General features: G+C 60.1%; 25 protein-coding genes. 11 read left to right on the top strand and 14 right to left on the bottom strand.

All coding sequences use genetic code 11. The features are described from left to right. Window positions 1-179: 179 nt before the first annotated feature. The 3 genes from ACSZOQ_RS08145 to ACSZOQ_RS08135 form a co-directional block, all read right to left on the bottom strand. Entirely contained in the window at window positions 180-953 is a 774-nt protein-coding gene (locus ACSZOQ_RS08145) for a DUF1236 domain-containing protein (RefSeq protein ID WP_439925468.1), read from the bottom strand. Window positions 954-1,135: 182 nt separating this feature from the next. Beyond that, window positions 1,136-1,903 (bottom strand): DsbA family protein, encoded by a 768-nt coding sequence (locus tag ACSZOQ_RS08140; protein ID WP_439925467.1) that lies wholly within the window; start codon window positions 1,901-1,903, stop codon window positions 1,136-1,138. 55 nt (window positions 1,904-1,958) lie between these two features. Then, complete coding sequence (locus tag ACSZOQ_RS08135; protein ID WP_439925466.1) at window positions 1,959-3,398, bottom strand: M48 family metalloprotease; 1,440 nt, start codon at window positions 3,396-3,398, stop codon at window positions 1,959-1,961. A 269-nt stretch (window positions 3,399-3,667) separates the two neighbouring features. Here ACSZOQ_RS08135 and ACSZOQ_RS08130 point away from each other — a divergent pair, with 269 nt between their 5' ends. Both ACSZOQ_RS08130 and ACSZOQ_RS08125 read left to right on the top strand, forming a co-directional pair. Then, window positions 3,668-4,855: a pyridoxal phosphate-dependent aminotransferase gene (locus tag ACSZOQ_RS08130; RefSeq protein WP_439925464.1), complete on the top strand. Its 1,188-nt coding sequence runs from the start codon at window positions 3,668-3,670 to the stop codon at window positions 4,853-4,855. 284 nt (window positions 4,856-5,139) lie between these two features. Continuing rightward, complete coding sequence (locus ACSZOQ_RS08125; RefSeq protein WP_439925463.1) at window positions 5,140-7,260, top strand: sodium-translocating pyrophosphatase; 2,121 nt, start codon at window positions 5,140-5,142, stop codon at window positions 7,258-7,260. A 281-nt stretch (window positions 7,261-7,541) separates the two neighbouring features. Here ACSZOQ_RS08125 and ACSZOQ_RS08120 read toward each other — a convergent pair whose 3' ends face one another. Next, window positions 7,542-7,817 (bottom strand): GCG_CRPN prefix-to-repeats domain-containing protein, encoded by a 276-nt coding sequence (locus ACSZOQ_RS08120; protein ID WP_439925462.1) that lies wholly within the window; start codon window positions 7,815-7,817, stop codon window positions 7,542-7,544. 190 nt (window positions 7,818-8,007) lie between these two features. Continuing rightward, window positions 8,008-8,718 carry an ArsR/SmtB family transcription factor gene (locus tag ACSZOQ_RS08115; protein ID WP_439925461.1) on the bottom strand — a complete coding sequence of 237 codons (711 nt, stop codon included), beginning with the start codon at window positions 8,716-8,718 and terminating at the stop codon, window positions 8,008-8,010. Between the two features lie 145 nt (window positions 8,719-8,863). On the opposite strand from ACSZOQ_RS08115, the gene ACSZOQ_RS08110 reads away from it, so the two are divergent. The 4 genes from ACSZOQ_RS08110 (at window position 8,864) to ACSZOQ_RS08095 (ending at window position 18,176) form a co-directional block, all read left to right on the top strand. Then, complete coding sequence (locus tag ACSZOQ_RS08110) at window positions 8,864-9,946, top strand: IS5 family transposase (RefSeq protein ID WP_439924422.1); 1,083 nt, start codon at window positions 8,864-8,866, stop codon at window positions 9,944-9,946. 149 nt (window positions 9,947-10,095) lie between these two features. Continuing rightward, window positions 10,096-10,911: an isocitrate lyase/PEP mutase family protein gene (locus tag ACSZOQ_RS08105; protein ID WP_439925460.1), complete on the top strand. Its 816-nt coding sequence runs from the start codon at window positions 10,096-10,098 to the stop codon at window positions 10,909-10,911. A 974-nt stretch (window positions 10,912-11,885) separates the two neighbouring features. Further along, window positions 11,886-15,380, top strand: coding sequence for an indolepyruvate ferredoxin oxidoreductase family protein (locus tag ACSZOQ_RS08100; RefSeq protein ID WP_439925459.1), 3,495 nt, complete (start codon window positions 11,886-11,888; stop codon window positions 15,378-15,380). Between the two features lie 114 nt (window positions 15,381-15,494). Further along, a complete protein-coding gene (locus ACSZOQ_RS08095) occupies window positions 15,495-18,176 on the top strand; it encodes a PAS domain S-box protein (RefSeq protein WP_439925458.1) in 2,682 nt (893 codons plus the stop codon). 57 nt (window positions 18,177-18,233) lie between these two features. On the opposite strand, the gene ACSZOQ_RS08090 is transcribed toward ACSZOQ_RS08095, so the two are convergent. After that, the gene (locus tag ACSZOQ_RS08090; RefSeq protein WP_439925457.1) at window positions 18,234-18,584 is read right to left on the bottom strand and encodes a GrlR family regulatory protein; all 351 of its coding nucleotides are present in this window, start codon (window positions 18,582-18,584) and stop codon (window positions 18,234-18,236) included. Between the two features lie 235 nt (window positions 18,585-18,819). Then, window positions 18,820-19,023 (bottom strand): hypothetical protein, encoded by a 204-nt coding sequence (locus ACSZOQ_RS08085; RefSeq protein ID WP_439925456.1) that lies wholly within the window; start codon window positions 19,021-19,023, stop codon window positions 18,820-18,822. 710 nt (window positions 19,024-19,733) lie between these two features. On the opposite strand from ACSZOQ_RS08085, the gene ACSZOQ_RS08080 reads away from it, so the two are divergent. Both ACSZOQ_RS08080 and ACSZOQ_RS08075 read left to right on the top strand, forming a co-directional pair. Then, window positions 19,734-20,039: a hypothetical protein gene (locus ACSZOQ_RS08080; protein ID WP_439925455.1), complete on the top strand. Its 306-nt coding sequence runs from the start codon at window positions 19,734-19,736 to the stop codon at window positions 20,037-20,039. Between the two features lie 96 nt (window positions 20,040-20,135). Beyond that, window positions 20,136-20,357: a hypothetical protein gene (locus ACSZOQ_RS08075; protein WP_439925454.1), complete on the top strand. Its 222-nt coding sequence runs from the start codon at window positions 20,136-20,138 to the stop codon at window positions 20,355-20,357. 293 nt (window positions 20,358-20,650) lie between these two features. Here the strand turns inward: ACSZOQ_RS08075 and ACSZOQ_RS08070 are convergent, their stop codons facing one another. The 4 genes from ACSZOQ_RS08070 to ACSZOQ_RS08055 all read right to left on the bottom strand — a co-directional run bounded on the left by ACSZOQ_RS08070 (window position 20,651) and on the right by ACSZOQ_RS08055 (window position 21,793). Beyond that, the gene (locus tag ACSZOQ_RS08070) at window positions 20,651-20,806 is read right to left on the bottom strand and encodes a hypothetical protein (protein WP_439925453.1); all 156 of its coding nucleotides are present in this window, start codon (window positions 20,804-20,806) and stop codon (window positions 20,651-20,653) included. A gap of 17 nt (window positions 20,807-20,823) precedes the next feature. Beyond that, the gene (locus ACSZOQ_RS08065; protein ID WP_439925452.1) at window positions 20,824-20,952 is read right to left on the bottom strand and encodes a hypothetical protein; all 129 of its coding nucleotides are present in this window, start codon (window positions 20,950-20,952) and stop codon (window positions 20,824-20,826) included. A 100-nt stretch (window positions 20,953-21,052) separates the two neighbouring features. After that, window positions 21,053-21,181, bottom strand: coding sequence for a hypothetical protein (locus ACSZOQ_RS08060; RefSeq protein WP_439925451.1), 129 nt, complete (start codon window positions 21,179-21,181; stop codon window positions 21,053-21,055). A gap of 345 nt (window positions 21,182-21,526) precedes the next feature. Continuing rightward, window positions 21,527-21,793: a BolA/IbaG family iron-sulfur metabolism protein gene (locus ACSZOQ_RS08055; protein ID WP_439925450.1), complete on the bottom strand. Its 267-nt coding sequence runs from the start codon at window positions 21,791-21,793 to the stop codon at window positions 21,527-21,529. A 133-nt stretch (window positions 21,794-21,926) separates the two neighbouring features. Here ACSZOQ_RS08055 and ACSZOQ_RS08050 point away from each other — a divergent pair, with 133 nt between their 5' ends. Continuing rightward, entirely contained in the window at window positions 21,927-22,427 is a 501-nt protein-coding gene (locus tag ACSZOQ_RS08050) for a hypothetical protein (protein ID WP_439925449.1), read from the top strand. Between the two features lie 623 nt (window positions 22,428-23,050). Here the strand turns inward: ACSZOQ_RS08050 and ACSZOQ_RS08045 are convergent. Then, entirely contained in the window at window positions 23,051-23,242 is a 192-nt protein-coding gene (locus ACSZOQ_RS08045) for a hypothetical protein (protein WP_439925448.1), read from the bottom strand. Window positions 23,243-23,362: 120 nt separating this feature from the next. Here ACSZOQ_RS08045 and ACSZOQ_RS08040 point away from each other — a divergent pair, with 120 nt between their 5' ends. After that, on the top strand, window positions 23,363-23,644 hold the full coding sequence (locus tag ACSZOQ_RS08040) for a DUF3551 domain-containing protein (RefSeq protein ID WP_439925447.1): 282 nt from the start codon (window positions 23,363-23,365) through the stop codon (window positions 23,642-23,644). A gap of 300 nt (window positions 23,645-23,944) precedes the next feature. On the opposite strand, the gene ACSZOQ_RS08035 is transcribed toward ACSZOQ_RS08040, so the two are convergent. After that, the gene (locus ACSZOQ_RS08035) at window positions 23,945-24,097 is read right to left on the bottom strand and encodes an aa3-type cytochrome c oxidase subunit IV (RefSeq protein WP_439925446.1); all 153 of its coding nucleotides are present in this window, start codon (window positions 24,095-24,097) and stop codon (window positions 23,945-23,947) included. Between the two features lie 728 nt (window positions 24,098-24,825). Next, window positions 24,826-25,551, bottom strand: coding sequence for a Crp/Fnr family transcriptional regulator (locus ACSZOQ_RS08030; RefSeq protein ID WP_439925445.1), 726 nt, complete (start codon window positions 25,549-25,551; stop codon window positions 24,826-24,828). Between the two features lie 594 nt (window positions 25,552-26,145). Between ACSZOQ_RS08030 and ACSZOQ_RS08025 the strand changes: the two genes are divergently transcribed. Further along, window positions 26,146-26,328, top strand: a complete 183-nt coding sequence (locus ACSZOQ_RS08025) for a cold-shock protein (protein WP_439925985.1) — start codon at window positions 26,146-26,148, stop codon at window positions 26,326-26,328. The last annotated feature ends 71 nt before the right edge of the window (window positions 26,329-26,399 follow it).

The raw sequence follows: 26,399 nt of genomic DNA, 5'->3' as shown, positions 1-26,399 counted from the left end.
ATTTTTTTCGTGAAAAGCTATGTAGAACCTACGGAAATTGCTCATTAACCAAGGTCAGGAGCGTTAACGAGGGTCAGGAGATAGCTGGTTGGGCAGGCTGCGCCGCTAGCCGGCCGCCTGACAGAGGTGCGGGGCCACGATCGGGCCCCGCACATCCGCTGTTTATTGAAGAGTTCCGATCAGGCGTTCAGAACCGCTACGATTTCCAGAGTTTGCGGATCAACGACGATGATCTCGTCGCGAACCAGGAAGAATTCATAGCCGCGCCAGGCTGGATGAATTTCGACAATTTCGGCCGGTAGAGCATGGAAGCTCACCGTGCGCGGCACCCGCGTGCCGACTGCGATCGAGAAATTGACATTCGTCGTCGGCTGCACGTGCTGGTTCCGGATCACCGTGGTGATTTTGGTGCGCTGTTCCGTCGAAAGCTTGGCGCCGGAACCGGCCTGACCCGTGGTCGTGGTTGATGACCTGTTGGTATCCACCGCGCTCTTATCGGATTTCATCCCGTTGCGCTCTTCGGCGCTTCGGTTGCGGTCCATGGTCTTTCCGTTGCGATCCTCGGCGCGCATGTTCTTCTCAGACTTGCCCGATTCATCGCTTTCCGAGCGCATGCCCTTCGAGCGGTCGCTGCTCGCGCCGCTTTTCCCCGTGTCTTCGGCGGACTTTTCGTTCTTCATCTTGCCGTGATTTGTATTTGTGTCCTGCGCACGCTGTTTAGATTCGCTCCCGTAGGTCGAGCCGTCATGCGACATACCCTGAGAATCCGAAGCGTCGTTGCGCATTGGAGTGGTTGCGGAGCCCCGGCCTTGTTCCGTCGACGGTGCGTTTTGCTGCATTGTCGATCCGCCGCCGGCACCCTCACGGCCCATGCCTGTTCCCTGTGCGTAGGCGAATCCTGTTCCCGCGATCAGCGCCGCAGCCGCCGTCGACAGAAGAAAGTGTTTGGTCATAGATGTCTCCTCACATGTTGCAATGCCCGTTAAACAACGGCGTAGTGAGGAGCTATGTTCCGGTGCAATTAAGGTTCCGCGGGATTAGTTTTCTGAACGCAAAATAAACGGTCGGTGCGGACCTCAAGGGTCAACAAAAAAAGGCCCCGCTACGCGCGGGGCCTTTTGCTATCTGTGAGCGATCAGCAAGATGCCTTGCCGCAGCGCGCCGTATTTATTTTTTCCTTGAGATTCTCAATGCCAACGGCGCCGACCACAACCTGTTTGCCGATCACGTAGCTCGGCGTTCCGTTCATGCCCATCGCCTCGGCAAGCTTGAAGTTCTCTTCCAGTGTTGCGCGAACTTCAGGGCTGCTCATGTCCTTTTCGATGCGGGTCATGTCGAGACCGGATTCCTTGGCGGCTGCGAGCGCGTGCGCCTTGTCAGCTTGTCCGCGTCCGCCGAGCAGACGCTGGTGGAAGTCGAGATATTTCTTGCCGCCGGGGTCCTGCATGTGAACCGCCACCGCGACCTGCGCGGCTTCGACCGAGCCTGGGCCAAGCACCGGAAATTCCTTCAGGACGACTTTGAGCTTGGGATCCGCCTTCAAAAGGTCGAGCATGTCGGTCATCGCGCGCTTGCAGTAGCCGCAATTGTAATCGAAAAACTCGACGAAAGTGACGTCGCCGTTCTTGTTGCCAAGCGTCACGCCGCGCGGCGAACTGAAGATGGTGTCCGCGTTCTGGGTGACCGCGGCCTCATGCTTGAGCGCTTCGGCGGCCGCCTGACGCTTGCTGAGTTCGGCCGAGACTTCCTCGAGGACCTCGGGATGGGCGAGCAGATAGTTTTTGACGATCTGTTCGATTTCGCCGCGCTGGCCGTCGGAGAAACTCTGCGCCGAGGCGGCAACGGGCGTTACTCCAATTGCAAGCGCAAAAAGAGCAGGGGCGAGAAAACGATGCGAGGGCATTGTTAAAATCCTTTGGAACGGGGTCTCATTGTCGGAGGCGCGTGGTTGGTGCCGTCTAGTCCTTCTTATCGGGTATTTTGGCGGAGACGATATCGTCGGCCTTGACCCATCCGGGCGTACCGATGGCGAAACGGGTCTTTGCGCGAGATGCGAGTTCGCGCGCGGTCTTGTTATCGCCTCGCAAAAATGCGGCCTGTGCCGATGCCAGATCGGCTTGCGCATAATCGCCCTTGCGGCCGTAGGCCATCGCAAGCTGCATATACCCAAGCGGAGCTTCGGGCTCCCGTGCCAGCGCCGTGCGCAGAATTGCAATCGCTTCGTCAGTGTTGGCAGTATTATTCGAAGCAACGAGCGCCTGTCCGAGTAACATCTCGATGAGCGGAGCGTTATGGGACAATTGGACTGCCCGCCGCAGCGGGGCAATTGCTTCCGCGGGACGGCCGCCCTCGAGCAGGGCCTGCCCTCGCACCTCGTGGAAATAGGGATTTTGGGGCTGCAGCTTGATCAGGGCGTCGATTTGCTCGATGGCCATGCGAAGATCGCCGTGCAGGTACGTGCTGATGGCGTGCGCATAGCGGGCGGGCAGGCTGGTGTCTGACCTCGGATAGCGCCGGTATACCGTATCCTCACGTTCCATGAACGCCGATATCTTGGCGCGCACCATGTCGTGACGCATTTGCAGTGCGGGATCATCTTTCTTATCCCAGGAGGGACTTGTCTTGGCGAGCTCCGCGAGCGCGGCGACTCGGTCGGCCGGCATCGGATGTGACTGCACATAGGGATCGGCCCCATGCGCTGCGAACAGGCTTTCGTCGGTGAAGCGCTTGAAGGTTTCGTACATTCCCCTGGCAGATTGCCCGGTGGCGTTCAGGAATTTCACTCCCGCGCGGTCGGCGTTCTCCTCCTGCTGGCGCTGATAGGACAACAGGCTGCGGCGCGCGAGCTCCTGCGGTGCGCTGATCGCGGCGGCACCAATGTTGCTGGCCGCGCTGTTACTTCCGCCGCCGCTGGCGGCGCCCGCGGCCAGAGCTCCGGCGCCGAGAAGCATGGCGATGATCAGTTGAGTCTGGGTTCGGGCGAGTTGCTCGCGAAATTTGGACAGATGTCCGCCGGCGAGATGCCCGGTCTCGTGCGCGAGCACGCCGATCAACTGGTTCGGCGTGGTCGATTGCATGATCGCGCCATAGTTCACGAAGATGCGGCGGCCGTCGGCGACGAAGGCGTTGAACGACTTGTCGTTGATGATGACCATCTGGATATTGTGCTTCTGCAGCCCCGCCACGCGCAGGATCGGGCTCGTATAGTCGCGCAGCAGTTGCTCGGTTTCCGTATCCCGCAGTACCGACGGTCCCTTGGCCTGTTGGGCGTGGACCGGGAGCGATGCGCTCGCCAGCGCGCAGGCGGTGACCAGCGTCGTCAGCTTCGACAAAAAGCGGCGTGTAGTGGCGCCGGGCCGCTGCGACAGATCTTCTTTGGTCACGGTCCTTGGAATCATTGGCCTTGGTTCGAATAGGGTATATGTCCCTAACAACCCGCCGAATAAGGCGGTAACGCGGCTTCAGCCGTTTGCCTCGGGTGTGGTGGTTCAGAAGTTCGCTTCATTGTTCCGGCGAGTCGGTCAAGCGAACTTCTGAACCCAAACCACACTAGAATTATAAGGTTGCTAGTGTCCCTTTGATTCCGAAGTTCGCATCAAAAGGTTGCTGCAAGAACATGCAAACTTCGGTATCGGGACACTAGGTGATAGCGCATTAACAGATTTCCATGCTCGATGCGACATTGAGAGACCGGGCCAAAGGCTTGCTGGCGGCATCTGGCCGCAGCCAGGTTCCGCCCTTCATGGTCATGGACGTGATGGCGGCGGCGGCGCGGATCGAGGCCGCCGGCGGCAACGTTATTCACATGGAGGTCGGACAGCCCTCGGCGCCGGCGCCCCGCACCGCGCTGGATGCGGCCCGAGCTGCGCTTGAGCGCGGCCAGATCGATTACACCTCCGCGCTCGGCATTCCGTCGCTGCGGGAGCGGATCGCGAAACATTACCGCGAGGTCTATGGCTGCACGGTCGATCCCGAACGCGTCGTCGTGACCACGGGATCATCGGGTGCTTTCGTCCTCGCATTCCTTGCGATGTTCGAGCCCGGCGACCGGGTTGCAGTGACGGTCCCGGGCTATCCACCGTATCGGCATATCCTGACCGCACTCGGCTGCGAACCCGTGCTGATCGAGACGTCGAGCGAAAACCGTCACGCCCTGACCGGGGAGGCGCTACTGGCGGCGCACAGCAAGACGCCGCTAAAGGGCGTGCTGGTCGGAAGTCCGGCCAATCCCACGGGTACGATGATGTCGCGAGAGGCGCTGACCCATCTGATGGCGGCCGCTGAAAGCGAAGGCATCCGCTTCATTTCTGATGAGATCTATCACGGTCTCGACTATGCATTTCCCGCGGTGACCGCCGCAGAACTGTCACCTCACGCGGTGGTGATCAATTCGTTCTCGAAATATTTTTGCATGACCGGCTGGCGCGTCGGGTGGATGGTTGTGCCGGAGCAACTGGTGCGACCGATCGAACGGCTGCAACAGAACTTGTCGATTTCGGTGCCGACGCTGTCGCAGATCGCGGCCGAGGCGGCATTTGCAGGACGCGATCAGATGGAAACCGTGAAGCGCGGTTATGAGGCAAACCGTACCATCTTGATCGAGGGTCTGCCGAAAGCCGGATTGAGCGAATTCCTACCCGCGGACGGCGCATTCTATCTTTACGCCGATGTTTCGAGGTTCACGTCGGACAGTTACGAGTTTGCGCGGAAGATGCTGGAAGAGGCGCATGTCGCGGCGACCCCCGGCGTCGATTTCGATCCGCTTCACGGCCGGTCATTCGTGAGATTTTCCTATGCCCGCTCGGCGGCCGAGATGCGCGACGCGGTGTCGCGAATCACGCGATGGCTGGCCTGAAGTCCTGCTTCCGAGGCTGGCGCCGTGCCAGGAGCGGAGGCGACCGCGCGCTTCGCCGCCGCCAGCCTGCGGCGGAAGTCTGTAAGACTTCCGCAAGTCCCGGCATTTTATCGTAATTCCTTACGGAAATTCGGCGGTTTAGCCATAAGGCGGCGTTGCGCCGGAGGTTCGATTTTGGCATGGTCCCGCCCGATTTGAGGCCGCCTTGCAATGAGGCGGTTCAGTACGTCCATTCGCGGCTCGCGGCGTTGTCGGGGCAACTTCAGGGATCTGAGGCAAATTCAATGACAGTTCTATGGATGATCGTGCTCTGCGGAGTGCTTTCGATCGTTTATGCCATCTGGGCGACCTCGTCCGTATTGAGCGCTGATGCGGGAAATCCGCGGATGCAGGAAATCGCCGCGGCGGTGCGCGAGGGCGCGCAGGCCTATCTGCGCCGGCAGTACGCGACGATCGGAGTCGTCGGCATCGTGATCTTCGGACTGCTCGCTTATTTCCTCGGGGTGCTGGTGGCAGTCGGTTTCGCCATCGGTGCGATCCTGTCGGGTGCCGCTGGCTTCATCGGCATGAACGTCTCGGTACGCGCCAACGTGCGCACCGCGCAGGCGGCCACCAAGTCGCTGGCCGGCGGACTTGAACTCGCCTTCAAGGCCGGCGCGATCACGGGTATGCTGGTCGCCGGTCTGGCGCTGCTCGGCGTGACGATCTATTTCGCCTATCTGACTCACGGCGCCGGCTACGCCCCGAACAGCCGCACGGTTGTCGACGCGATGGTCGCGCTCGGCTTCGGCGCGTCGTTGATCTCGATCTTCGCGCGTCTCGGCGGCGGCATCTTCACCAAGGGCGCCGACGTCGGCGGTGATCTCGTCGGCAAGGTGGAAGCCGGCATTCCGGAAGACGATCCGCGCAACCCGGCGACGATTGCCGATAACGTCGGCGATAACGTCGGCGATTGCGCCGGCATGGCCGCAGACCTGTTCGAGACCTATGCGGTGACCGCGGTCGCCACCATGGTGCTCGCCGCGATTTTCTTCGCGACCTCGCCGTTGCTGGTGAACATGATGACGCTGCCGCTCGCCATCGGCGGCATCTGCATCATCACCTCGATCATTGGTACGTTCTTCGTCAAGCTCGGCGCCAGCGAGTTGATCATGGGCGCGCTCTACAAGGGCTTGATCGCCACCGGCGTTCTGTCGGTGATCGGTGTCGGCGCCGTTATCTATTGGCTGGTCGGCTTTGGCCCGCTGGCGGGCGCCAGCTATACCGGTCTGGCGCTGTTCGAATGCGGCATCGTCGGCCTGGTCGTCACCGGCCTGATCATCTGGATCACCGAGTACTACACCGGCACCGACTATCGCCCGGTGAAGTCGATTGCCCAGGCGTCGGTTACCGGCCACGGTACCAACGTCATCCAGGGCCTCGCGATCTCGATGGAATCGACTGCGATGCCTGCGATCGTCATCATCGCTGGCATCCTCGTCACCCACAGCCTCGCCGGCCTGTTCGGCATCGCGATTGCCACCGCAACGATGCTGGCGCTGGCCGGCATGGTCGTGGCGCTGGACGCCTTCGGCCCGGTCACCGACAATGCCGGCGGCATTGCCGAAATGGCCGGCCTGCCGAAGGAAGTGCGCAAGGCGACCGATGCGCTCGACGCAGTCGGAAACACCACCAAGGCGGTCACCAAGGGTTACGCGATCGGCTCTGCCGGTCTCGGTGCGCTGGTGCTGTTCGCGGCCTACAATCAGGACCTTAAGTTCTTCATCGCCAACGCTCCGACGTATCCGTACTTCCAGGGTGTGCTGCCTGACTTCTCTCTGAACAATCCTTATGTCGTGGTCGGCCTCCTGTTCGGCGGTCTGCTGCCGTACTTGTTCGGCGCGATGGGCATGACCGCCGTGGGTCGTGCGGCCGGCGCGATCGTCGAGGAGGTGCGTCGTCAGTTCCGCGAGAAGCCCGGCATTATGCGAGGCACCGACAAGCCCGACTACGGCAAGGCGGTGGACCTGCTGACAAAGGCGGCGATCAAGGAAATGATCATTCCGTCGCTGTTGCCGGTGTTGTCGCCGATCGTTGTCTACTTCCTGATCTATGCGATTGCCGGCGGCGGTGTTGCCGGCAAGTCCGCCGCGTTCTCGGCGGTGGGCGCCATGCTGCTCGGCGTGATCGTGACGGGTCTGTTCGTTGCGATCTCGATGACCTCGGGCGGCGGTGCTTGGGATAACGCCAAGAAATACATCGAGGACGGCCATCATGGCGGCAAGGGGTCCGACGCGCACAAGGCGGCGGTGACCGGCGACACCGTCGGCGATCCCTACAAGGACACGGCGGGCCCGGCGGTCAATCCTATGATCAAGATCACCAACATCGTGGCACTGCTGTTGCTGGCGGTTCTGGCGCACTGAGACATCACGATGTGAACTAATAAAACCCGCGGCGTGAGCCGCGGGTTTTTCTTGCGTATGAGGTGAGGATCGATGGGGATGGACGTCGCTCGTAAGCTGGTCAAAGCAAGCGAGAAAACGGCAGAACGTCGGATCGCAAATGCCAGCGGCCTCCGACTGAAATCCGGTCCGGAGCGGAGTCGTTAAGACAATCAGACGAATTGAAAAAGGGCGGGATCGGTCCGCCCTTTTCGCGTCAAATACAAAACTGGAACCCGCCGAATGTCGGATTCGTGTGTGTCTCACCACCAGGTGCGGCAGACGCGGCGGCCCGCACCCCAGTAACGGCATCGGCGTTCCACGGGACGAATCCCCGGGCGAACCACAACCACGGAACCGCCACGGTTCACGCGGCAGCCACCGTAGGGGCCGCGATGGAAACCACGGCCGCAGCCGCCGGCGACCTGAATGACGTCAGCATTCACGCCCGACGCCGGCGCCGCTAACGGCATGGCGTCGGCAATACCAAAAGTCGCAACGGATCCAGCGAGAAGTACTGCTGCAAAAATTGATTTCATGAATCGTCCTCTCGTTCGACCGCGATAGCGCGGCGGCTTTCAGTGACTCGCACAAAGAGATTCGGCAACAACTCTGTCGAAAATCTGGCAATGCCATTTGTGCTGTAAGCTTCGTCCTCGCACCGTGCTGGAAGACGGTGAGCCCAGCGTTCAACTCCCGTTCATCTGCTTTCGTTCCCGGACAAGACGATTATTCAGCAGCTTGATTCGGCTGGGAGCCGAACAATATGGCGAACTGCTTTTCGCCATTGTGGGTGAAGTTGACAACGCGGCTGCCGGCGGCTGGATCGCGGGCGGCCCACTTCAACTCGGTGAAGCGCGTCATGATGGCTGCGCCCAGGGTGCCGGCGAGATGATGGCGCCTCTCGCTCCAGTCAAGGCAGGCCTTGCACAGCGGTCGCCGTGCATGTGCAATCCCGGCGACGTCGATCTGAAGCTTGTTCGCTACAAAACACTCGCCTTCAGGGGTGAGAGCGATCTCGGTCTTGTGGCGGCGGATAAACTTCCGTTTGGTCATGGCATCGAGCATCTGGACGCCGAGGTCGCCCGCGAGATGGTCGTAGCAGACGCGCGCGCGCCGCAGCGCCGGCTCCTTCGGCCCGGTCCGCACCCGCAGATGGCCCGCACGCGCCGCGAGGCCTTCCAATCCCTCCAGCACGGCAGCGACGTCGGGGCCGGTGAGACGGTAGTAGCGGTGCCGGCCCTGTTTCTCGGGTTCGATCAGACCGCCGGCTTCGAGTTTACCGAGATGAGAACTCGCGGTCTGCGGCGTGATACCGGCTTCCTGCGCGAGTTCGCTCGCGGTAAGCGCGCGGCCGGTCATCAGCGCGGTGAGAATGTTGGCGCGCGCGGGATCACCAACCAGCGCGGCAACCATGGCGATATCCGGGCCTGTTTTCATACTTCGATCATGACCGAAGCATTCACGTCGAGGAAGCGGGCATATACAAATACACGATCGGTTACACTAGCAGTCTGCTGAAAAACCGCTCGCGCGTGCGAGAGTTTGCTGATTCGATTTTCATCGTGAATCGGTGGAGGTTGGGATGCGCGGAGCCTTTGTGGATCAGGGCGGGTTGTTTTCGTACATCTCGCCGGAGGCGCGGGTGCCGCCGAACCATCCGCTGAGGAAGATCCGGGCGCTGGTCCGTGATGTGCTGGGCGAGTTGAACCGTAGCTTTGCCAGGCTCTATTCAAGTGAAGGGCGCCCCTCGATCGCGCCGGAGCAATTGCTCAGCGCGCTACTTCTGCAGGTGCTCTACGGCATTCGCTCGGAGCGCCAATTGATGGAGCAGTTGGACTACAATCTATTGTATCGCTGGTTCGTGGGGCTGTCGCCGGACCATCCGGTCTGGAACCCGACCAGCTTCACGAAGAACCGCGAGCGGCTGCAGAACGGCGATGTGTTCACGAAGTTCATGACCAGGCTTTTGAAACACCCTCAGGTCGAGCCGCTGCTCTCGGACGAGCACTTCTCGGTGGACGGCACGTTGATCGAGGCCTGGGCGTCACAGAAGAGCTTTCGTCCCAAGGATGGCAGCGATGGCGACGACGGCACGAACTTCCACGGTCAGACGCGCAAGAACGACACCCATGTCAGCACGAGCGATCCCGACAGCCGGCTCTACCGCAAGGCGGCCGGACGCGAGGCCAGGCTCTGCTACATGGGCCACGTCACCATGGAGAACCGGCATGGGCTGGCCGTGGCCGGCATCGTCACGCACGCGAGCGGCACCGCCGAGCGCCGCGCCGCGGAGATAATGCTCGAGGCCGAAGGCAGGAAAGCGGGTCGCCGCATTACCGCCGGTGCGGACAAGGCTTATGACACGGCCGATCATGTGGCCAATCTTCGCGCCATCGACGTCACACCGCATGTGACGCAGAACAATGGCATGGGCAAGACCGGCAGGCGCCGCCGGAGCGCTATCGACGCACGGACCACGCGCCATCAGGGCTATGGCATGTCGCAGACGCGCCGGGCGATGATCGAATGCATCTTCGGCTGGGGCAAGCAGCACGGCACGATGCGCAGGACCAAACATCGTGGCATTTGCCGCGTTGCCGCCGACTTCATGCTCAACTTGATCGCCTATAACCTGATCCGCGTTCCCAAACTGGTCACGGCATAACCGCGTCGTCGCCAGGACGACAACGACTGCAACGCGCCGCCGAATACACATCATCGCGATGAGGCGTTCCGAGGATCATCGAAGCGGTCAATTTTGGCTTTTTCAGCAAACTGCTAGTGGTTACGAACGAGGCGGGAAGGAGACTCAGGATGTCATCAACGGCCGAGAAACGCGCTGCATTCCGTAAACTGCACGAGAGCGGCTGCTTCGTGATCCCCAACCCCTGGGATATCGGCAGTGCCAAGGCGTTGCAGGGCATGGGCTTCAAGGCGCTGGCATCGACCAGCGCGGGGTTAGCATGGTCGATCGGCAAGGCCGACAACAAGATCACGCTGGACAATATCTGCGACCATCTGACCGCACTGTGCGCAGCGGTCGATCTGCCCATCAACGCCGATTTCGAAAACGGCTTCGCCGATGAGCCGGACGGGGTGGCAGCCAACGTCTCACGCGCGGTGAAAACAGGCGTCGCCGGTCTGTCCATCGAGGACGCCACTGGCGACAAGGATCAGCCTCTCTACGACAAGACGCTGGCGGTCGAACGCATCCGCGCGGCTCGCAAGGCCATCGACGCCGATCGTAGCGGCGTGTTGCTGGTCGGCCGTTGCGAGGCTTTCCTGTGGGGGATGCCCGATCTCAAGCTGACGATCGAGCGGTTGCAGGCCTATGCGGAAGCTGGCGCCGATTGCCTTTATGCGCCGGGCTTGAAATCGAAAGACGATATTGCTGCAGCGGTGAAGGCCGTTCATCCCAAACCGTTCAACCTGTTGATCGGTTGGCCAGGTCTGAGCGTCGCCGAGGCCGCTGCTCTCGGCGTTCGCCGCATCAGCGTCGGCGGTGCCTTGGCGCGCGCGGCGTGGGGCGGCTTTTTGCGCGCGGCAAAGGAGATTGCGGAGGAGGGCACCTTTGACGGACTTGGGGCGGGCCATCCCGGCGGCGAACTGAACGCGATGTTTCCCGGCTGAGGCTGCCACGCTCAACAGCATGGCGAGCATCGCCGGGGATGCTCGCCATGTCTGCCGTGATCTTCTTGCGGCTACTTCGTAGCTCCGGGAGCCGGCGCATTACTGCTCTGCGGGTTCGCCGGCTGTGTTGAATTGGTGGGGGCTGCGCCGGTCGTGACGCCCGGTCGCGTGTTGGAGGGCGTCACGTCACGAACGCCCCGGACCCACCGGCGGCTTCGAAGCGTTGTTCTGCGCCGTGTTCGGGCTTGTGGATTGCTGCGCGGTCGAACTCGTCTCCGTCGGGCCTGTCGAACTGTTGATACCATAGAACAGTGCGACGAGTACGATGACGATGGCAACCGCGTACAGGGTGATGCGACCGCCGCGTACAGAACCTCAGCAAGTGCCGGATCGGCTTGCAGTTCTTCGTCGAGACGTTTGGCCCTCTGCACATCACTATCGGCGATGTCACGCTGATATGGATCGGGCGAATTTCGGTCGTTGGCCATGCTCATCCTCCGTTTTCCAAAGGGATAATACGTTGGAGACAACCATCTGTTCCGCCGGGCAGAGGGTAGGCCACGACGAAGCGGACCCACGGGCGTGCTTTCCACTTTGCATGACATTCGGGAAAAGGGACGACATCAAGACCGTGAAGGGTCGCGGGACGAACCCTCATCCTGAGCTATGCGCCTAGAGAGGGCACCGATCCGATGAGCGATTGGTTGATTCCGGGTTCGTGCCGTCGCGCGGCTCGACGCGCTACGATCTGAGTCTACCGTATCTCGTCGCACACGGTCACGTCCTTGCGCGATAGAGCCTTGCAGCGACACAAGTCGAAAACGACGCTAGCTTCTTAGCAACGAAATTACGCCCCTTGAACGCTTTTTCCAGTTGCCGGAAGCTGTGAAGCATTCGGTGATAGAGACTGGTTCTAAAGGATTTGTATTACTAACTGTAAGAGAGCCGTCGCAGCCACGAGCGGAGAGGGCGCAATGGGAATCAACCAAGGTCCGATCAGCCTCGATCAGAAATACACCCAAGGCACCGGCCACGTCTTCTTAACGGGCATTCAGGCGCTTGTTCGGTTGCCGATGGCGCAAATCCGTCGCGATCGAGCCGCGGGCCTCAATACTGCGGGCTTCATTTCCGGCTATCGCGGCTCGCCGCTCGGCGGCTACGACCAGCAGCTCTTTGCTGCGCGCAACCATCTCGAGCAGTACAACATCAAATTCCAGCCCGGCGTGAACGAGGATCTCGCGGCGACGGCGGTCTGGGGTTCACAACAGCTCAATCTTTCGCCGGGTGCGCGCTATGATGGCGTGGTCGGGATATGGTACGGCAAGGGCCCCGGCGTCGATCGCTGCGGCGACGTTTTCCGTCACGGCAATGCGGCGGGTTCGGCGAGGAACGGCGGTGTGCTGTGCCTGGCCGGCGACGACCACGGCGCCAAATCCTCGACCGTTCCGCATCAGTCGGATCACGCGTTCATCGCGGCGCTGATGCCCTACCTCTACCCATCATCGATCCATGAAATGATTCAGATGGGTCTGCTCGGCATCGCGATGTCGCGCTATTCCGGCTGCTGGGTCGGGATGAAGGTCATCACCGAGACGGTGGAGACCACCGCCGAGATTGACCTCACCGACGAACTCACTCCGTTTGTCATGCCAACGGATTTCGAAATGCCGCCGGGCGGGCTGAACCTGCGCTGGCCCGACGACCGCCACGACCAGGACCGGCGCTTGCAGGATCATAAGGGTTTTGCCGCGGTCGCGTTCGCCCGCGCCAACAAGATCAACCGCATTACCATGGACTCGCCGCACGCCCGGTTCGGCATCATGGCGTCCGGCAAGAGCTACGAGGACATTCGTCAGGCGTTGCGCGAGCTTGGTATCACCGAGCAGGTCGCCGCCAAAATCGGTTTGCGGCTTTACAAGATCGGTATGCCATGGCCACTGGAGCCGCAAGGCGTGCGTGAATTCGCCGTCGGGCTCGAGGAGATCTTCATCATCGAGGAACGCCGTGAGATCGTCGAGAACCAGGTCAAACAGGAGTTGTTCAACTGGCGCGACGACGTGCGGCCGCGCATCGTCGGCAAGATGGATGATCACGACGAGCGGTTTCTGCCGTTCGCGCAGGAACTGAGTGTCGCGTCGCTGGCGACATCGTTGACCGAGCGATTGTTGCGCCTGAACCTTAATCCGGAAATCGCCGAGATGCTGCGCGCCAAGGCAGACTGGTTCAACGGCCGACAGGCGACGCAGATGCAGGCGGCGACGCCAATTGCTCGCGTACCGTATTTCTGCTCGGGCTGTCCACACAACACCTCGACCAGGGTGCCTGACGGCAGCCGCGCTATGGCGGGCATCGGCTGTCACTTCATGGCGCTGTGGATGGACCGTAACACCGAAACGTTCACACACATGGGCGGCGAGGGTGCGCCGTGGGTCGGAATTGCGCCGTTCACCGGGGAGAAGCACATCTTCGCCAATCTCGGCGACGGCACCTATTTCCATTCCGGAAGCCTGGCAATCCGTCAGGCGGTGGCTTCCAAGGCGAACATCACCTACAAAATTCTCTATAACGATGCGGTCGCCATGACCGGCGGCCAGCATGTCGACGGCGAGCTATCGCCGCAGCGGATCACATTCCAGCTTCACTCCGAAGGCGTCCACGACATTTACCTCGTATCCGAGAATCCGGATGGCTATCCAGCCGCCGATATCGCACCGGGAACCAGGACCGCGCATCGCGACGATCTCGATGCGGTCATGAAGACCTGCCGGGAAACCAAGGGCGTCTCGGCAATCGTGTTTGTGCAGACCTGCGCCGCCGAGAAACGCCGCCGCCGCAAGCGTGGCACCATGGAAGATCCGCAGCGTCGTGTGCTGATCAATCCTGCCGTCTGCGAAGGCTGCGGCGATTGCTCGGTGCAGTCGAACTGCATTTCGGTGGAGCCGCTGGAGACCGAGATGGGACGCAAGCGCACCATCAATCAGTCGTCCTGCAACAAGGATTATTCCTGCATCAAGGGATTCTGTCCGTCGTTTGTCACGGTTGACGGTGGACGCCTTCGCCAGCGCGCGCCGGCCGACCTTGGCGTGATTGGTGAACTGCCCGAACCGTCGTCACGGCCATCGCTGGAGCAGCCCTACAACATCGCGGTCGGAGGTGTCGGCGGCACAGGTGTACTGACCATCGGCGCACTGCTCGGCATGGCCGCGCATATCGAGGGCAACGCCAGCATGATCCTCGATATGTCCGGTCTTGCTCAGAAGGGCGGCGCGGTTCTGAGCCATGTCCGGCTGTCACGGAATCCCGCTGACGTGACCTGTTCGCGCATCGTCACCGGTACCGCCGATCTCGTCATCGCCGCCGATGAGGTGGTGGCTGCTGCCCCGGACACGATGATGCTGTGTAAGTCGAGTCGCACTCGTGGCGTCATCAATACCCATCTCATTCCCACGGCCGGCTTCGTTCTCAATCGCGATTTCAACTTTCAGAGCGAAAAGGTTGGTCTCGTTCTTGAAACCGCACTGCGCAAGGATTCGACCTTCCTGGACTTCACCAAGCCGGCCGCGTCGCTGCTCGGCGACTCCATCGCCACCAACATGATGATGATGGGGTATGCCTATCAGAAAGGCCTGCTGCCGTTGACGGCGGCGGCGATCGAGCAGGCGATCGAGGTGAATGGCGTTGCTGTCAGGATGAATATCGAGGCGTTCCGGCTCGGGCGGCTTGCGGTGGTCGATTCTACGCGCCTTACGGCGATGATGAAGGGAAACGACGAGGCTGCCGCGCCGAAGACGCTCAAAGACATGTCACTCGAGGAGATCGTTGCACACCGCTCGGCGTACCTTGCCGACTACCAGAATAAGAGGCTTGCAGAAAAATATCGTTTGATTGTCGATCGCGTCAGGAGTGTGACGGTCAGGGCGGGGTGCGACGATGAGCTGCCTCGCGCCGTGGCGATCAATTACGCAAAGCTGCTCGCCTACAAGGACGAGTACGAAGTGGCGCGGCTCTATACCGACGGCCGTTTCGAAAAACAGGTTGGCGATCAGTTCGAAGGGGACTACAGGATCAGCTTCCACCTCGCGCCGCCGATATTCGGCAACAAGAAGGACGCGCTCGGGCGTCCTGCCAAGAAGTCCTATGACGGGCCGCGGATGATGCCGGTTTTTCGTCTGCTGGCGAAGATGAAAGGTTTGCGCGGCACCGCTTTCGATGTGTTCGGCTACAGCGCCGAGCGCAGGTTGGACCGTGACCTGATCGCAGGTTACGAACGGGATGTGGCTCTTGTGCTCGACAGGCTTTCGCCGGCCAATGTTGAAAGCGCAATCGAACTGTTGTCGCAGCCTGATCGCATCCGTGGTTATGGCCCGATCAAAGGAAAAGCGGTGGCCGACGTCAACTTCCGTCATGCGGAATTGGTGCGCGATCTCGCGGCTCCTCCGCCTGCACCACGGCAGATCGCAGCGGAATAGGGCGGCGGCGGGGTCCGCCCTGCCGGACAACGCTCCCGTTAACCTAGACCTCATGTTCCCCGAGGCCGCAATCCGGCATATATTGGGCCGTCGGGGAAGCCGGTCGTAAACACCATGCCATTCAGGTTCGGAACACTTGTTCAGCGGATGCGCTCATTCTCGCTGTCGATCGGCCAGATTACGTTCGGCGGCTTTTTGCTGGTGCTGGCTATCATTGCGATAACCAGTGTGGCCAACGTCGTTGCGACCCGTCATCTTGACAATACCTTCGCCGAATTGCAGCGGCTGGACAGCGTCGGCGACCTTGCAGAGGAAATCGACCGCCGCATGAACGAACTGCGCCTCGCGGCGCGAGACTACGTCACCGATCCAGGCGCGCAATCCAGCCGGATGTGGGGCGCTGCATCATCGCTGAACGAGCTGCTTAAGAAGACGCGTATCGAGCTCGCGCCAGAACAACAGGAGATGATCGACGGCGTCACGACGCGCCTGGAAGCCTACCGCAGCGGTATAGAGCGGGTGACGAACCTGATCGCAAGCCGCGCAAAGTTGATCGAGACCTTGCCGCGGCTCCGCGAAAAGCTTGAGACAGTCACCGAGCAGGCCGCCGACCACTCTGCCTCAGGAACGCTGTTTCGAGCCCAGAGCGACGTCGCCGCCGCACTGCTCGGGCATGACCCTGCCGCCGCGGAGCAGTCCGCGGAAAAGATGCGCGCCATCCCCATCCGTGAGCCCGTGGTGCGCGCCGCCGTTGAGGCCTACGCCGATGCTGTTATTGCGATATCTCTGCGGGAGCGTGAGATCGTCGACATCGACAAGGATGTGCTGGGGACCGAGGGTCGGCTGATCGGGCGAGTAACGAAATTGTTGCGCGAACTCAGTGCGGAGCGCGAGCGGGTGCTTTCGCACGATTTCGCGCGGACGCTGGCCGAAGCCAAATGGCAGAGCATCATTCTCGGCAGCGTGGGAATCATAATTGGTCTCTTAGCAGCCATGTTTGTGGTGCGGCGGACGATCCGGCCTCTGAAGGCAATCGCGAGGGCGATCCGGAAGTTGGCTGGCGGCAAGCGGGAGACGTCAATTCCTGCAACCGACATCAATAACGAGATTGGCGATATCGCCCGCGCCGCCGAAGTGTTTCGCCGGACGCTCGCTGAAGCCGATTCAGCGCGGGAAGCCGCCGTTCACGCGCTCGCCGAGCAGCGTCTTGCCGAGGAGAGTTACCGCAAGCTGTTCGAAGGCTCGGTCGATGGCATCTACGTCACGACGCCGGCTGGTCAACTGCTCGATGCCAACCCGGCGCTGGCGCGGATATTGGGCTATGACACTTCAGACGAGCTGATGCACGGCATCAGTGATAGCACGCATACGATCTACGTCGATCCGAATGCGCGTGACGAATACCAGTCGCGGATGGAACGTGACGGGACCGTCCGCGGGTTCGAATATCAGGTGCGCCAACGCGACGGCGGCGTTCTCTGGCTCTCCGACAGCGCGACCGCAGTGCGCGATGAGAACGGCCGCGTCGTCCGTTATGAAGGCGTGGTTCGCGACATCACAGATCAGCGGCGCGCCGAAGAGGCTATCTCAGAAGGATGGCGCGTGCTGCAGCTCGTGATCGACACCGTGCCCGCAGTGATCAACGTCAAGAATCCCGACCTGCGTTATGTCCTGATGAATCGCTACATGGCGGGCATCTTCGGGATAGAACCTGCGGATGCGATCGGGCGGACGACGAGCGATCTGATGTCACGTTACGGCGCGGCAAAGACCGACGAGAACGACAAGAAAGTTCTCGAAAGCGGCAAGGAGCTCGGATTCTACGAAGAAGAGTATGAGGATTCGTCAGGCACGATGCGGCAATGGCTTGTCAATAAGCAGCCGATCCGCGGCGCCGACGGCCGGATCGAGAACATCGTTACGGTCGCACTCGACATCGGCGAGCGCAAGCGCAGCGAGCACGAAATGCGGCAGGCCAAGGACGCAGCCGAAGCGGCGCTGCGCAACCTTCGCGAAACCCAGAACTCGCTGATCGAGGCGGAGAAACTTGCGGCGCTCGGCCGTCTCGTGGCCGGCGTCGCGCACGAGGTCAATAATCCCGTCGGCATCAGCCTGACGGTAGCCTCATCGCTGGAGCGCAAGATCGCCATGTTCGCCGAGGAAGTCGCGCGTGGGGAGTTGCGGCGCTCGAGCCTGAACGATTTCGTCGCGACCAATCGCGATGCGGCGTCGCAGCTTGTCGCCAATCTCAATCGCGCGGCCGAATTGGTCCAGTCATTCAAGCAGGTTGCCGCCGACCGCAGTTATTCGGACAAGCGGACTTTCGATTTGGGCGAACTGACTGAGCAAGTGGTCATGAGTCTGCGTCCGGGCCTGCGCAAGCACAATGTAACGCTGTCGGTCGATTGCGAGCCCAATTTGGCGATGAACAGCTATCCCGGGCCTTACGGACAGGTGCTGACCAATCTTTTCCTCAATTCGCTGGCGCACGCCTTTCCGGACGGCAACGGCGGCGCGGTCGATATCAGTGTGCGGGGACTCGGCCGGGACAATGTCGAGATCCTGTTTTCCGACAACGGATGCGGCATGAGCGTTGATGTGCGGCGCAAGGCTTTCGACCCGTTCTTCACGACGCGGCGCGATCAGGGCGGCACCGGTCTCGGTCTGCACATCGTCCACAACATCGTGACGAACCGTCTCGGCGGGCGTCTCGATCTCGACTCCGTATCCGGGGAAGGTACGCGGATTCAAATCTTTTTACCGCGCGTCGCACCGATGGAACTGGTTGCGGAGTAGCGGCTCGAACCATGCAACGACACCCGCGAGCGACGACATGGGTTCTTCCAAAATCCGTTAGTCCGCTTCGGCCAGCTTACGCAGCGTCGCCTGGAAAATCTGACTGGCCTTTCCGACCAGTGCCGTGCCGTTCATTGTTCCGGTCGTATCCGTGAATGTGCCGGTAACACCGATACCCACGGGGTCCGAACTGTCGAACAGCAGCTTGCCGTCGGGACTCGGTGTATGGCACTGGATCAGAACCTCGCCCCTGAACGTGCCATCGTTTTTCGTGAAGTAGCTGCCCGTATAGAACAGATAGGCATCGCCGCCGAGGATCTTGCCGTCGCGGAACATCACGACGCCGCTGCCTTTGCCTATACGCCCGTCGAGCAAGGCGACATGAACCGAATACAGCCCATTTTTCATGGTGATCCGCTCGCAACCGGCATTTAGTCTTGTCCCGACGCCATTATGTCAAAGAGGGCGCAAGCGCGTCAATGCGACAACTCGCGAGGAACGCCTTAACAATAGAGCGCGACACAGCACGACGAGCGTTATGCCCGTGCGCGACAGTCGCAGATCAGTTCGTGATCTGGAATTAAATCATGCGGCCCTCTCCAAGAGCCTTCCCAGAAGGATAAGGAGAGGGGGCATTCCCGCGCTAGGCCGGCCCCAGCCTAGTGGCGGCCGCCATGACCACCGCCGCCATGACCACCACCGCCATGACCACCACCGCCATGACCACCACCGCCGTGACCCCTTCCGCCATGATGCATTCCGGAGTGACCTGGACCGCCGCGATGAATGCCGTGGCCATGATCGTGGTGATGGCCGCCGAACCGGTGGCCGCCGCCGTGCCAGCCATGCCAGCCTGCACCGCCGCCCCAACCCATGCCACGACGGACCGCATAGCCGCACCAATAGAAGCCGGGGCCTTGCCAGCCGTTGTCATACCAACAGTAGTTCCGTCCGCCGTAAAAGAACTGGACTGGCTGAATGGCGCTAGACGACGGCATTGACGCCGGTCCACTGGCAGGCACTGCCATGGAAGGAGTCGACAAAAGCGCAGCTCCCAGTATCAACGATGTTACGAATACGATCTTTTTCACTGGAGCCTCCGTTGTGAATCCTCGTGGTAACAATGTCTGATTGCGCCAAAAGTTCCACACGGTTCCACAAGAGGCTTGGCCCGCCGGAGCCAGCGCTCATCCGCAGACGCAAATTCGCTCCAGGAGGTGGGGTACCGGCTCGGCAAAGCAGCGCGCTCGCATACACCCAGCTAATGAGGGACTAGCGTGATGGCTATCAAGCCCGTTACAGACGATGACATGCCGACTGAAGCAGCGACGTAAGGAAAGTGCGCCGGATCATCAACTTTCGTAACCCGATGATACAGGTGCGTGGCCTTTTCCCGGTCCTGCGCCCATTGATACGCGCATCCAAATATGCGAGTCGCGACTTACCGCATCCGACTGACAGGAGCTGAGCGATGACTGAGATCTACTTTCTCGATACCGAATATGACCGGTTTGCAGGAGCGCTTTTGAACGCCACACCAGTCCTTAGGATCAAGCAGTGAGCAGTTGGACGCTTGTTGCTCGACCCGAAAGGGGCGTTGGCGCGATTGATGTTGTGATCGATGGGGGTGACCCGCTCATACTGGGCTTGGGCGAAGCTGAGAGGTTAGAAAACGCATTAGGCAAGGCGCTTGCGGGCATTGATAATGCATCTGGCCAAATTTCATGCGTGAACGCAGGCGCCCAAATCGTCGTTGCGGTCGATAAAATCACGGTTGCCTCGCTTAGGTATGACAAGGCGGAATTGATGCGCAGCCAGTTGAAAGAACTTCTGGCAGGCAACGGCGCTGAATTTACCGGTTAAGGTGCCGTTAGACACCAAGTACTGCTAGATGTGGGATCGCCAAGACCCCGAAGCTATCATTGATCCAACAGACTGAAACGGACGGAAGGTGCGACCATGAGTAACGAGGGCGAAATCGCTGGTACGGTCAAATACCGTGGTAAAAGACGAATATATACTGCGGACTATGAGGCCGACACGCGTGATGATTTGGTCCTCCTGTTCCCGACGAACTTCACGGCTGCGGTGCCAGCGATCAAGAAAATGCCGGATATGTCTTACGAAGAAACGGCGCTATTTCAGCTTAAAAAACTGGTCGATCATGAGATCGAGGCCTAAACGATCGGATCAAATAAGGCGGGCGGGCAGCCATGTCCGAATGGGTCCGCTCCAGTTTCCCCGGCCCAAAAGGGCAAACCACGAACGTCGCTAAGTATTTGATTTAATTGGTGCGCTCGGAGGGATTCGAACTCCCGGCCCTCGGAATCGAAATCTTAGGCGCTGCCAGAGAAATCAATAGTTTAGTGCCGCGGTGTTGCGCTGGTGTTGCTGTCAGCCTGGTCGGCCTCAGCATCTTTGAAGGTGCCCGTAGGTATCGAAGGTCTCTGAATGGTGCTGTGGCCCATGAGCGTCTAGATCCTTTTCGGATTCATGCCGTTTTCGATCCAGAGCGCGGCGCAGGCGTGGCGTAGGGAGTGCATGCCGTATCTGGGGGCATCTCTCATCACCAGCTCGCCGGCGTTATTGATGGTGGGCTTGCCGCTTTCGGCCAAGACCGGCTCGGGCATAGTCATGCCGCCGGCCACTAGATGGGGCTCAGGCCGCGCCGGGCGATGTTGGCGTGGGATTCGACCTGGCCGTTGCCAGTCGGGAAAACGAGGCCCAGCGCGCCGTTCGGGCACACCAGCTTCCACTCGCGCAAGGCATTGATCACGATCGGGGGGCAGGGGATCGATCTATAACCGGCCTTCGACTTCAGCCGGCCGATCTTGTGGAAAGCATCGGCGCGCTGGCTAACAATTATCTGGCGTCCCTCAAAGTCGCCAGAACAGCCCGCGGAGCTCGCTCTCTTGCAGGCCGCAAAATACCGCGACCAGGATGAGAGGCCGCCAACGACCGGTGGCGCCCGCGATGATGACTTGCAGCTCGGCCTTGGTCGGCATGACCGGGCGGGGGTCCTCCCGCCTGGAGAGATTGAGGTCGAGCCCGGCGGTTGGATCGACCGCCGATAGGCCGCGTCGGCGAGCTTCCCGAAAGATTGCGCCCAGGGACCGAACGACGCGAAGCTCGCCACCCAAGCGATGAAGATCGCGAAGGCTTATGGCGCCAAGCCTGAAATCTATTCGCGATTATCCTGGAACGCGCCGTTGCATCTGGCGTCGCCGGCCCTCCCAGCTGCCACGCGGGAGACTCGCATCTGTATCGGCGAGCATATCGGCGCACCCGAGATCCGCACAGCGAGCGCGGCGCTCAAGACCCGCAGGTCACCGCAGCCTGCTAAATCCGGCTCAAGACGCAGCGGGCGTTCGAGTTTTCAAACTGTCGACGGCGTGCACCGGCGGCGCGTCACCCCGCATCAAGTGAGCGATTGCGCTGTACACCAGCCGCTGCCTCTCGAGCGTGCTCATGCCGGCGAACACGGGCGACGTCACTTCGATGCTGAAGTGTCCCCCGCCGCCGTTGACTGTGGCCTGTGAATTGTGAATCTGCTGCTCGATGGCCTCGCGCAGCGCGTCAATGACGGAACCCTGGAAGTCGGTCGGATGGGATGACATAGTGGTCCTTTTCGCTTTCCCGACGCAATTATCTCGCGGATGATGTCCGTAGTCCCCGACAAACTGCTCGTCAACGTACAGTTGCGGAATCGTGGGCCACTGGGGAGAATTCCTTGATCGCATCGCATCTCCGGTGAATCCACCGGCGGGCTTTGCCGGAATAACTTCTTTCACCAACCGCAAATTTCTAGCTTGGCGAGCCGTTCTCTCTCTCTCTCTCTCTCACGGCCTTTGCGGACGGCGTTCGGCGCCGCTTGAACCAGTCGATCCCGCTCAAATGCTGGACTCCCAATCGCCGCCGCCAGCATTACATTTTCTGCATCGCATGTGGAGTATCGCGATGTCCAGAGACCCGCCCTATCGGATGGCGGCGCTCCAATTCCATCGTGTCCTCAAGGGCATGAAAATATGGAGTGCGGATAGCGACGGCTATTCCTTCACAATCAGTTTCTTCGAGAGTTTTTCCGGTCCCGGATTTCACGGTAGGCCAGGCTATGTGGCCTCATGGCGTCCGCTTTATGGAGGCCGCGGCGCAATCAAGATCATCGGCTCACCATTTAAGTCTTTCGACGAGGCCGAAGTCGCCTGCGATGCGATGCTAAAACACCTGCTGGGCGACTCGAGGCAGAGATGATGTCTGCGGGGGTTCGACGTCATAGCAAAGAAGCCCCGCAGCTTGCCGCGATCTGGCCCAACAAAAACCCGGCCGGGCTGATAGGCAACCCGCCGGCGCTGATCTCGGGTCACCGGCGGGTCCGGCCGGTGACCGCAACCCATCCAGGGAACCCTAACACAGTGGGACTGCAGACCCGTCCGTATTGGCAACGCAGCGAGTGGAGGGGGCGTTCCGGGGCGATGGGCCCACCACCAAAAAGGCCCGCCGGAAAGGGCCACAGCGAGCCAATTCGGGTTCGGGGATCGTGGGCAGGTAAATCGACCCGTTCCGCAAAGTTAATGCGCGGGCCCCTCAGAGCGTTCCTATCAAAAGAAAGCCCGCCACGGGCGAACGAGACGGGCTCAGTTGAGTGAAGATCGACGGCACCCCGACCAAAGCCCCTCTGGACCGCGTAATGCACGTGTGGGCAAAGATGTTCCGGAAGGAAGAACCCGCCGGCGAGGGGGCTCACCGACGGGTTCTGGGGGATAGAGCGCGAACGGATGGCTAATCCGTCCAGGCAGATAATGCTCGGGGTGGGAACGGGTTCCCCCGGCCCATTCGCGAAAGAGGGCGTGCCTTCTATGGAAGAATGTCACTCCTCACCCGCTTGGCGTACTTGATGTTGTCGTCGCCGCCTTCTTGATCTTCTCGTCGAGCTCTTTCCGTTTTTCCTCGGTCAACTGTTCCATGGTCTTGCCGGTCTTCTTCTTGGCCTCAGCGTCGAGGCCTCCACCCGAAACATTGTTGACCCCAGTTGCGTCCGGCGCGCTCCGCAGACGTTCCAAAGCCATCGCCACGCCCACGCAATAGGGACTACGGCGGGGTTCTCTATCGCGGGAATTTGATGGAAACGGACGCAGTGTTTCTTCGTTGGGCCGTAATTTCGTTAGGCTGTAAAAAGGAGAGGCGACATGAAAACAGTTCTCTCAGCAGTTCTGGCAATAGGAACACTGGTTAGCGCCAGCGCGCCAGCGTTAGCTCAACATCGGACGTTGGCTCAATTTCGGACGACGTTCGCTCAATATCCGATGATCGCTCAATATGATGCCTACTGCTTGCAGGGCGAGGATTGGGGCCAGCCCGGTGATTGCCGGTTCTCGACCTATGAGGCATGCAGAGCGACAGCGTCAGGAATTGGCGGAACATGCGATAGAAATCCGATGTCGAACCACTATCCTACTCCTGGGTGGTAGCACCGGCTCAAATTCCCCGTCAGTCCAGGCTGGCGGGGTTTTCTATTGCTGGCGTTGTGGCGGCAGCACCAGTCGCGCTGCATGATAGCCATGTCGCCGCTCTGTGAAGCGGACCAACGTTCGGATGTCAGCCAAGGCTTTCTTTGGAGTCTAACGGGGGGTCTCCGGGCCACTCTGCCGACGGCGTGGCCACGCGCGCAAGCAGAAAATGGCGGGCAGTGCAAAAAGCCCGTCTCCAAGGGGGCACCTCAAAGACGGGTTGAGCAGTGCGAACGAAAATCAGGAACGACGACCGGCTAATCAGATAAGGAAAATCGCCAACAACACGACAACGGTGACCACGACCGCGGCACCGATCGTCCCGAATTTGATGAAGGACTTATACGTTTCCTCGTGCGCCGGATAATCCATTCCTTCCGCGGTCGAGTACGTCAATTCGCCATGATCAGACATGTCAAGCTTCCCAGGTATGGTTGATCTTGCGTCTCTCTCACGACGGTGACCGGTGAGACCGATATAGCTGCCCGCGGTCGCCGCCAATTCATGCAGTTCTGTGAGCTTACGCTGGCGGGTTATTCGTGCCGGTGGCTCTCGGTCTGACGCTCGCAATAAGCTAGTGCCAGCGAAAATATGGCTATGACGCCGGCAACAAATGCGGTCACAATGATTGTTTCGGTTGGCATGTCGATCTCCCTTTTTGCTTTCGACAAGCCAAGAATACATTCAGATCACACGCATGTTTTTCATCTAGCGCAAAGACGCCGTTATTCTCTCACAGGATGCTCTGGGGCGTCAGACGTCAGGAATGGAATCTCTTCGCACAATGCGCTGCGGCGTTGCTGATGCTGGGGATCGGCTTGGCGATGGAGTGCAATGCCTTATTGATCTAGAACAAATTATACAAATAGAGGGTATGTTAAACGAGTGAATTGCCGGTAGAGACCCCGGCGATATCCGGGCCCGCCCTGGGTCCGTTCCTCTCTGACTCGGCCCGATGCTTCACCGCGTCGGGCCTTTTTGTCGTTTATAGATCAGGCTCTCCTCAAGCTGCCCTGGCGGGAGTCCTGCCTTCCATTTTTCAAAAGCTTCCTGAAAGAGTTTCTTGGCCTGCTCAAAAGCGCCGCGTCTTGCGGGTACGTGTGAGTTGGTTTTTGAGGGCTCCGGCGCGAGGACCGCTCCGTTTAGCCGGCGCATTGGCGAAGCGCTTCGAGATCCAGAATGTCGATGTGGCGGTGCGAGGAAATCTGAATTACTCCGACTCGCCGCAGCCGCGTGAGCTCGCGCGAAACTGTTCCAATCGTCAAGCCGAGAAAGTCGCCAATTTCGGCGCGCGTAAGCGGAAGATCGAAAGCTATAACGGCATCGCCTCCCGCCAACGGATCAATCTGCCAAGCCATCATCATGAGAAAGCTGGCTACCTTTTCGTGTGCCGTCTTTCGTCCAAGCGCGAGCATCCACTCGCGACCCTGATCGACTTCGCGAAGGGCTTGGTGTAGCAGTTTTGCTTCGAGGGCCGGATTTTCTTCGAGCATCTTCCGCAGCGCGTTCCTGGTTATGCTGCAGATCTCAACATCCGAACAGGCTTCGACCCGGACATGGCTCTCCTCTTGATGAAGTCGTCCGACGAAATCGGGCGCGAATTGAAGTCCGACGATTTGTTGGCGACCATCGGCCAAAGTCTTGGTCAGCTTGAGTACGCCGCGCATGACATTGGCATAGGATCTGATCGGTCCCTGCTCTTGTAAGAGAACGTCGCCGGCGGATACCTTTACGACACGCGTGAATTTGGCGAAGTCCACTAATTCGTTGGCGTTGAGCGCGCCGCACATACCCTTGTGCCGTACATCACAGCTCTGACAGAGCTTCGGCACATTGGAGTTATGGATGTCCTTCCGGGGCGTGTTCATACTGCTCTAGCTTGAGGATGATCGTCTGCCGGGCCGAGACACTGCCTCTTTTCGACCAGCTGTCGGTCCTCCAGACGAACCCTGCATCCCATAAATTTTCCTGTCTTTGCGGTCGCGCAAAGGCAGACCTGGATTTTTGCGTTACCGCAATCTCAAAGGCAGCGCGCGATTTTCTGAACTGAGAACTAGTGAACGGCAAGGCCCATTGCACTTCTCACGGCACTGGCCATTGTCGGGCTGGCGATGGTGGCGGCGGATGCGCGCGACGAGCGACGAACGCTCGAGCTTGATGCCTTCCAGCAAATCCTGATCGCATGATGGCTAGTGCGAGTGCTGTTGGATTCTGGACTCGCCCCCAACTTGGCTGTTCCACTTCGCTACCATCATAGCAAACGTGACAATCGCCCAAGCAGTGAACCCGAACAGGGCCGCAGCAATCAACGTTTTTCGCATTGGGTAATAATCTTCATGAAAGCAGGCTATCGCGCTCGAAATCGTCGGAACCCTAATCCGGATTGCACACGCACGAAAGCGCTCCGGCGGGGTTTTCTATTCGCCCTTGCTCGAGGTCGTTGCTGCCGGGCGACACCCTGGATCACCAGGGAAATCTTCGGATATGGCTTCATTCAACCCGACAGCGGCGGCAAGGACGTCTTTGTTCACATCTCGGCAGTCGAGAAGGCTGGCCTTAGCTCGCTCAATGAGGGCGCCAAGGCGAGCTATCATGAGATGGAAAACCGAGGCAAAACGTCCGCAGAAAATTTGAGGGTTGGCTGAGATTGAATTGCCCGCCGGTTCACGTCGGCGGGTTCTCTGTAGGGTCTGCGAGGAGTGTCCTTGGTATCTCC

The organism is Nitrobacter sp. JJSN, assembly GCF_051912485.1.
Lineage (GTDB): Bacteria > Pseudomonadota > Alphaproteobacteria > Rhizobiales > Xanthobacteraceae > Nitrobacter.
Note: the sequence above shows the minus strand (reverse complement) of the source record. Positions and strands in the feature narration are given on the sequence as shown.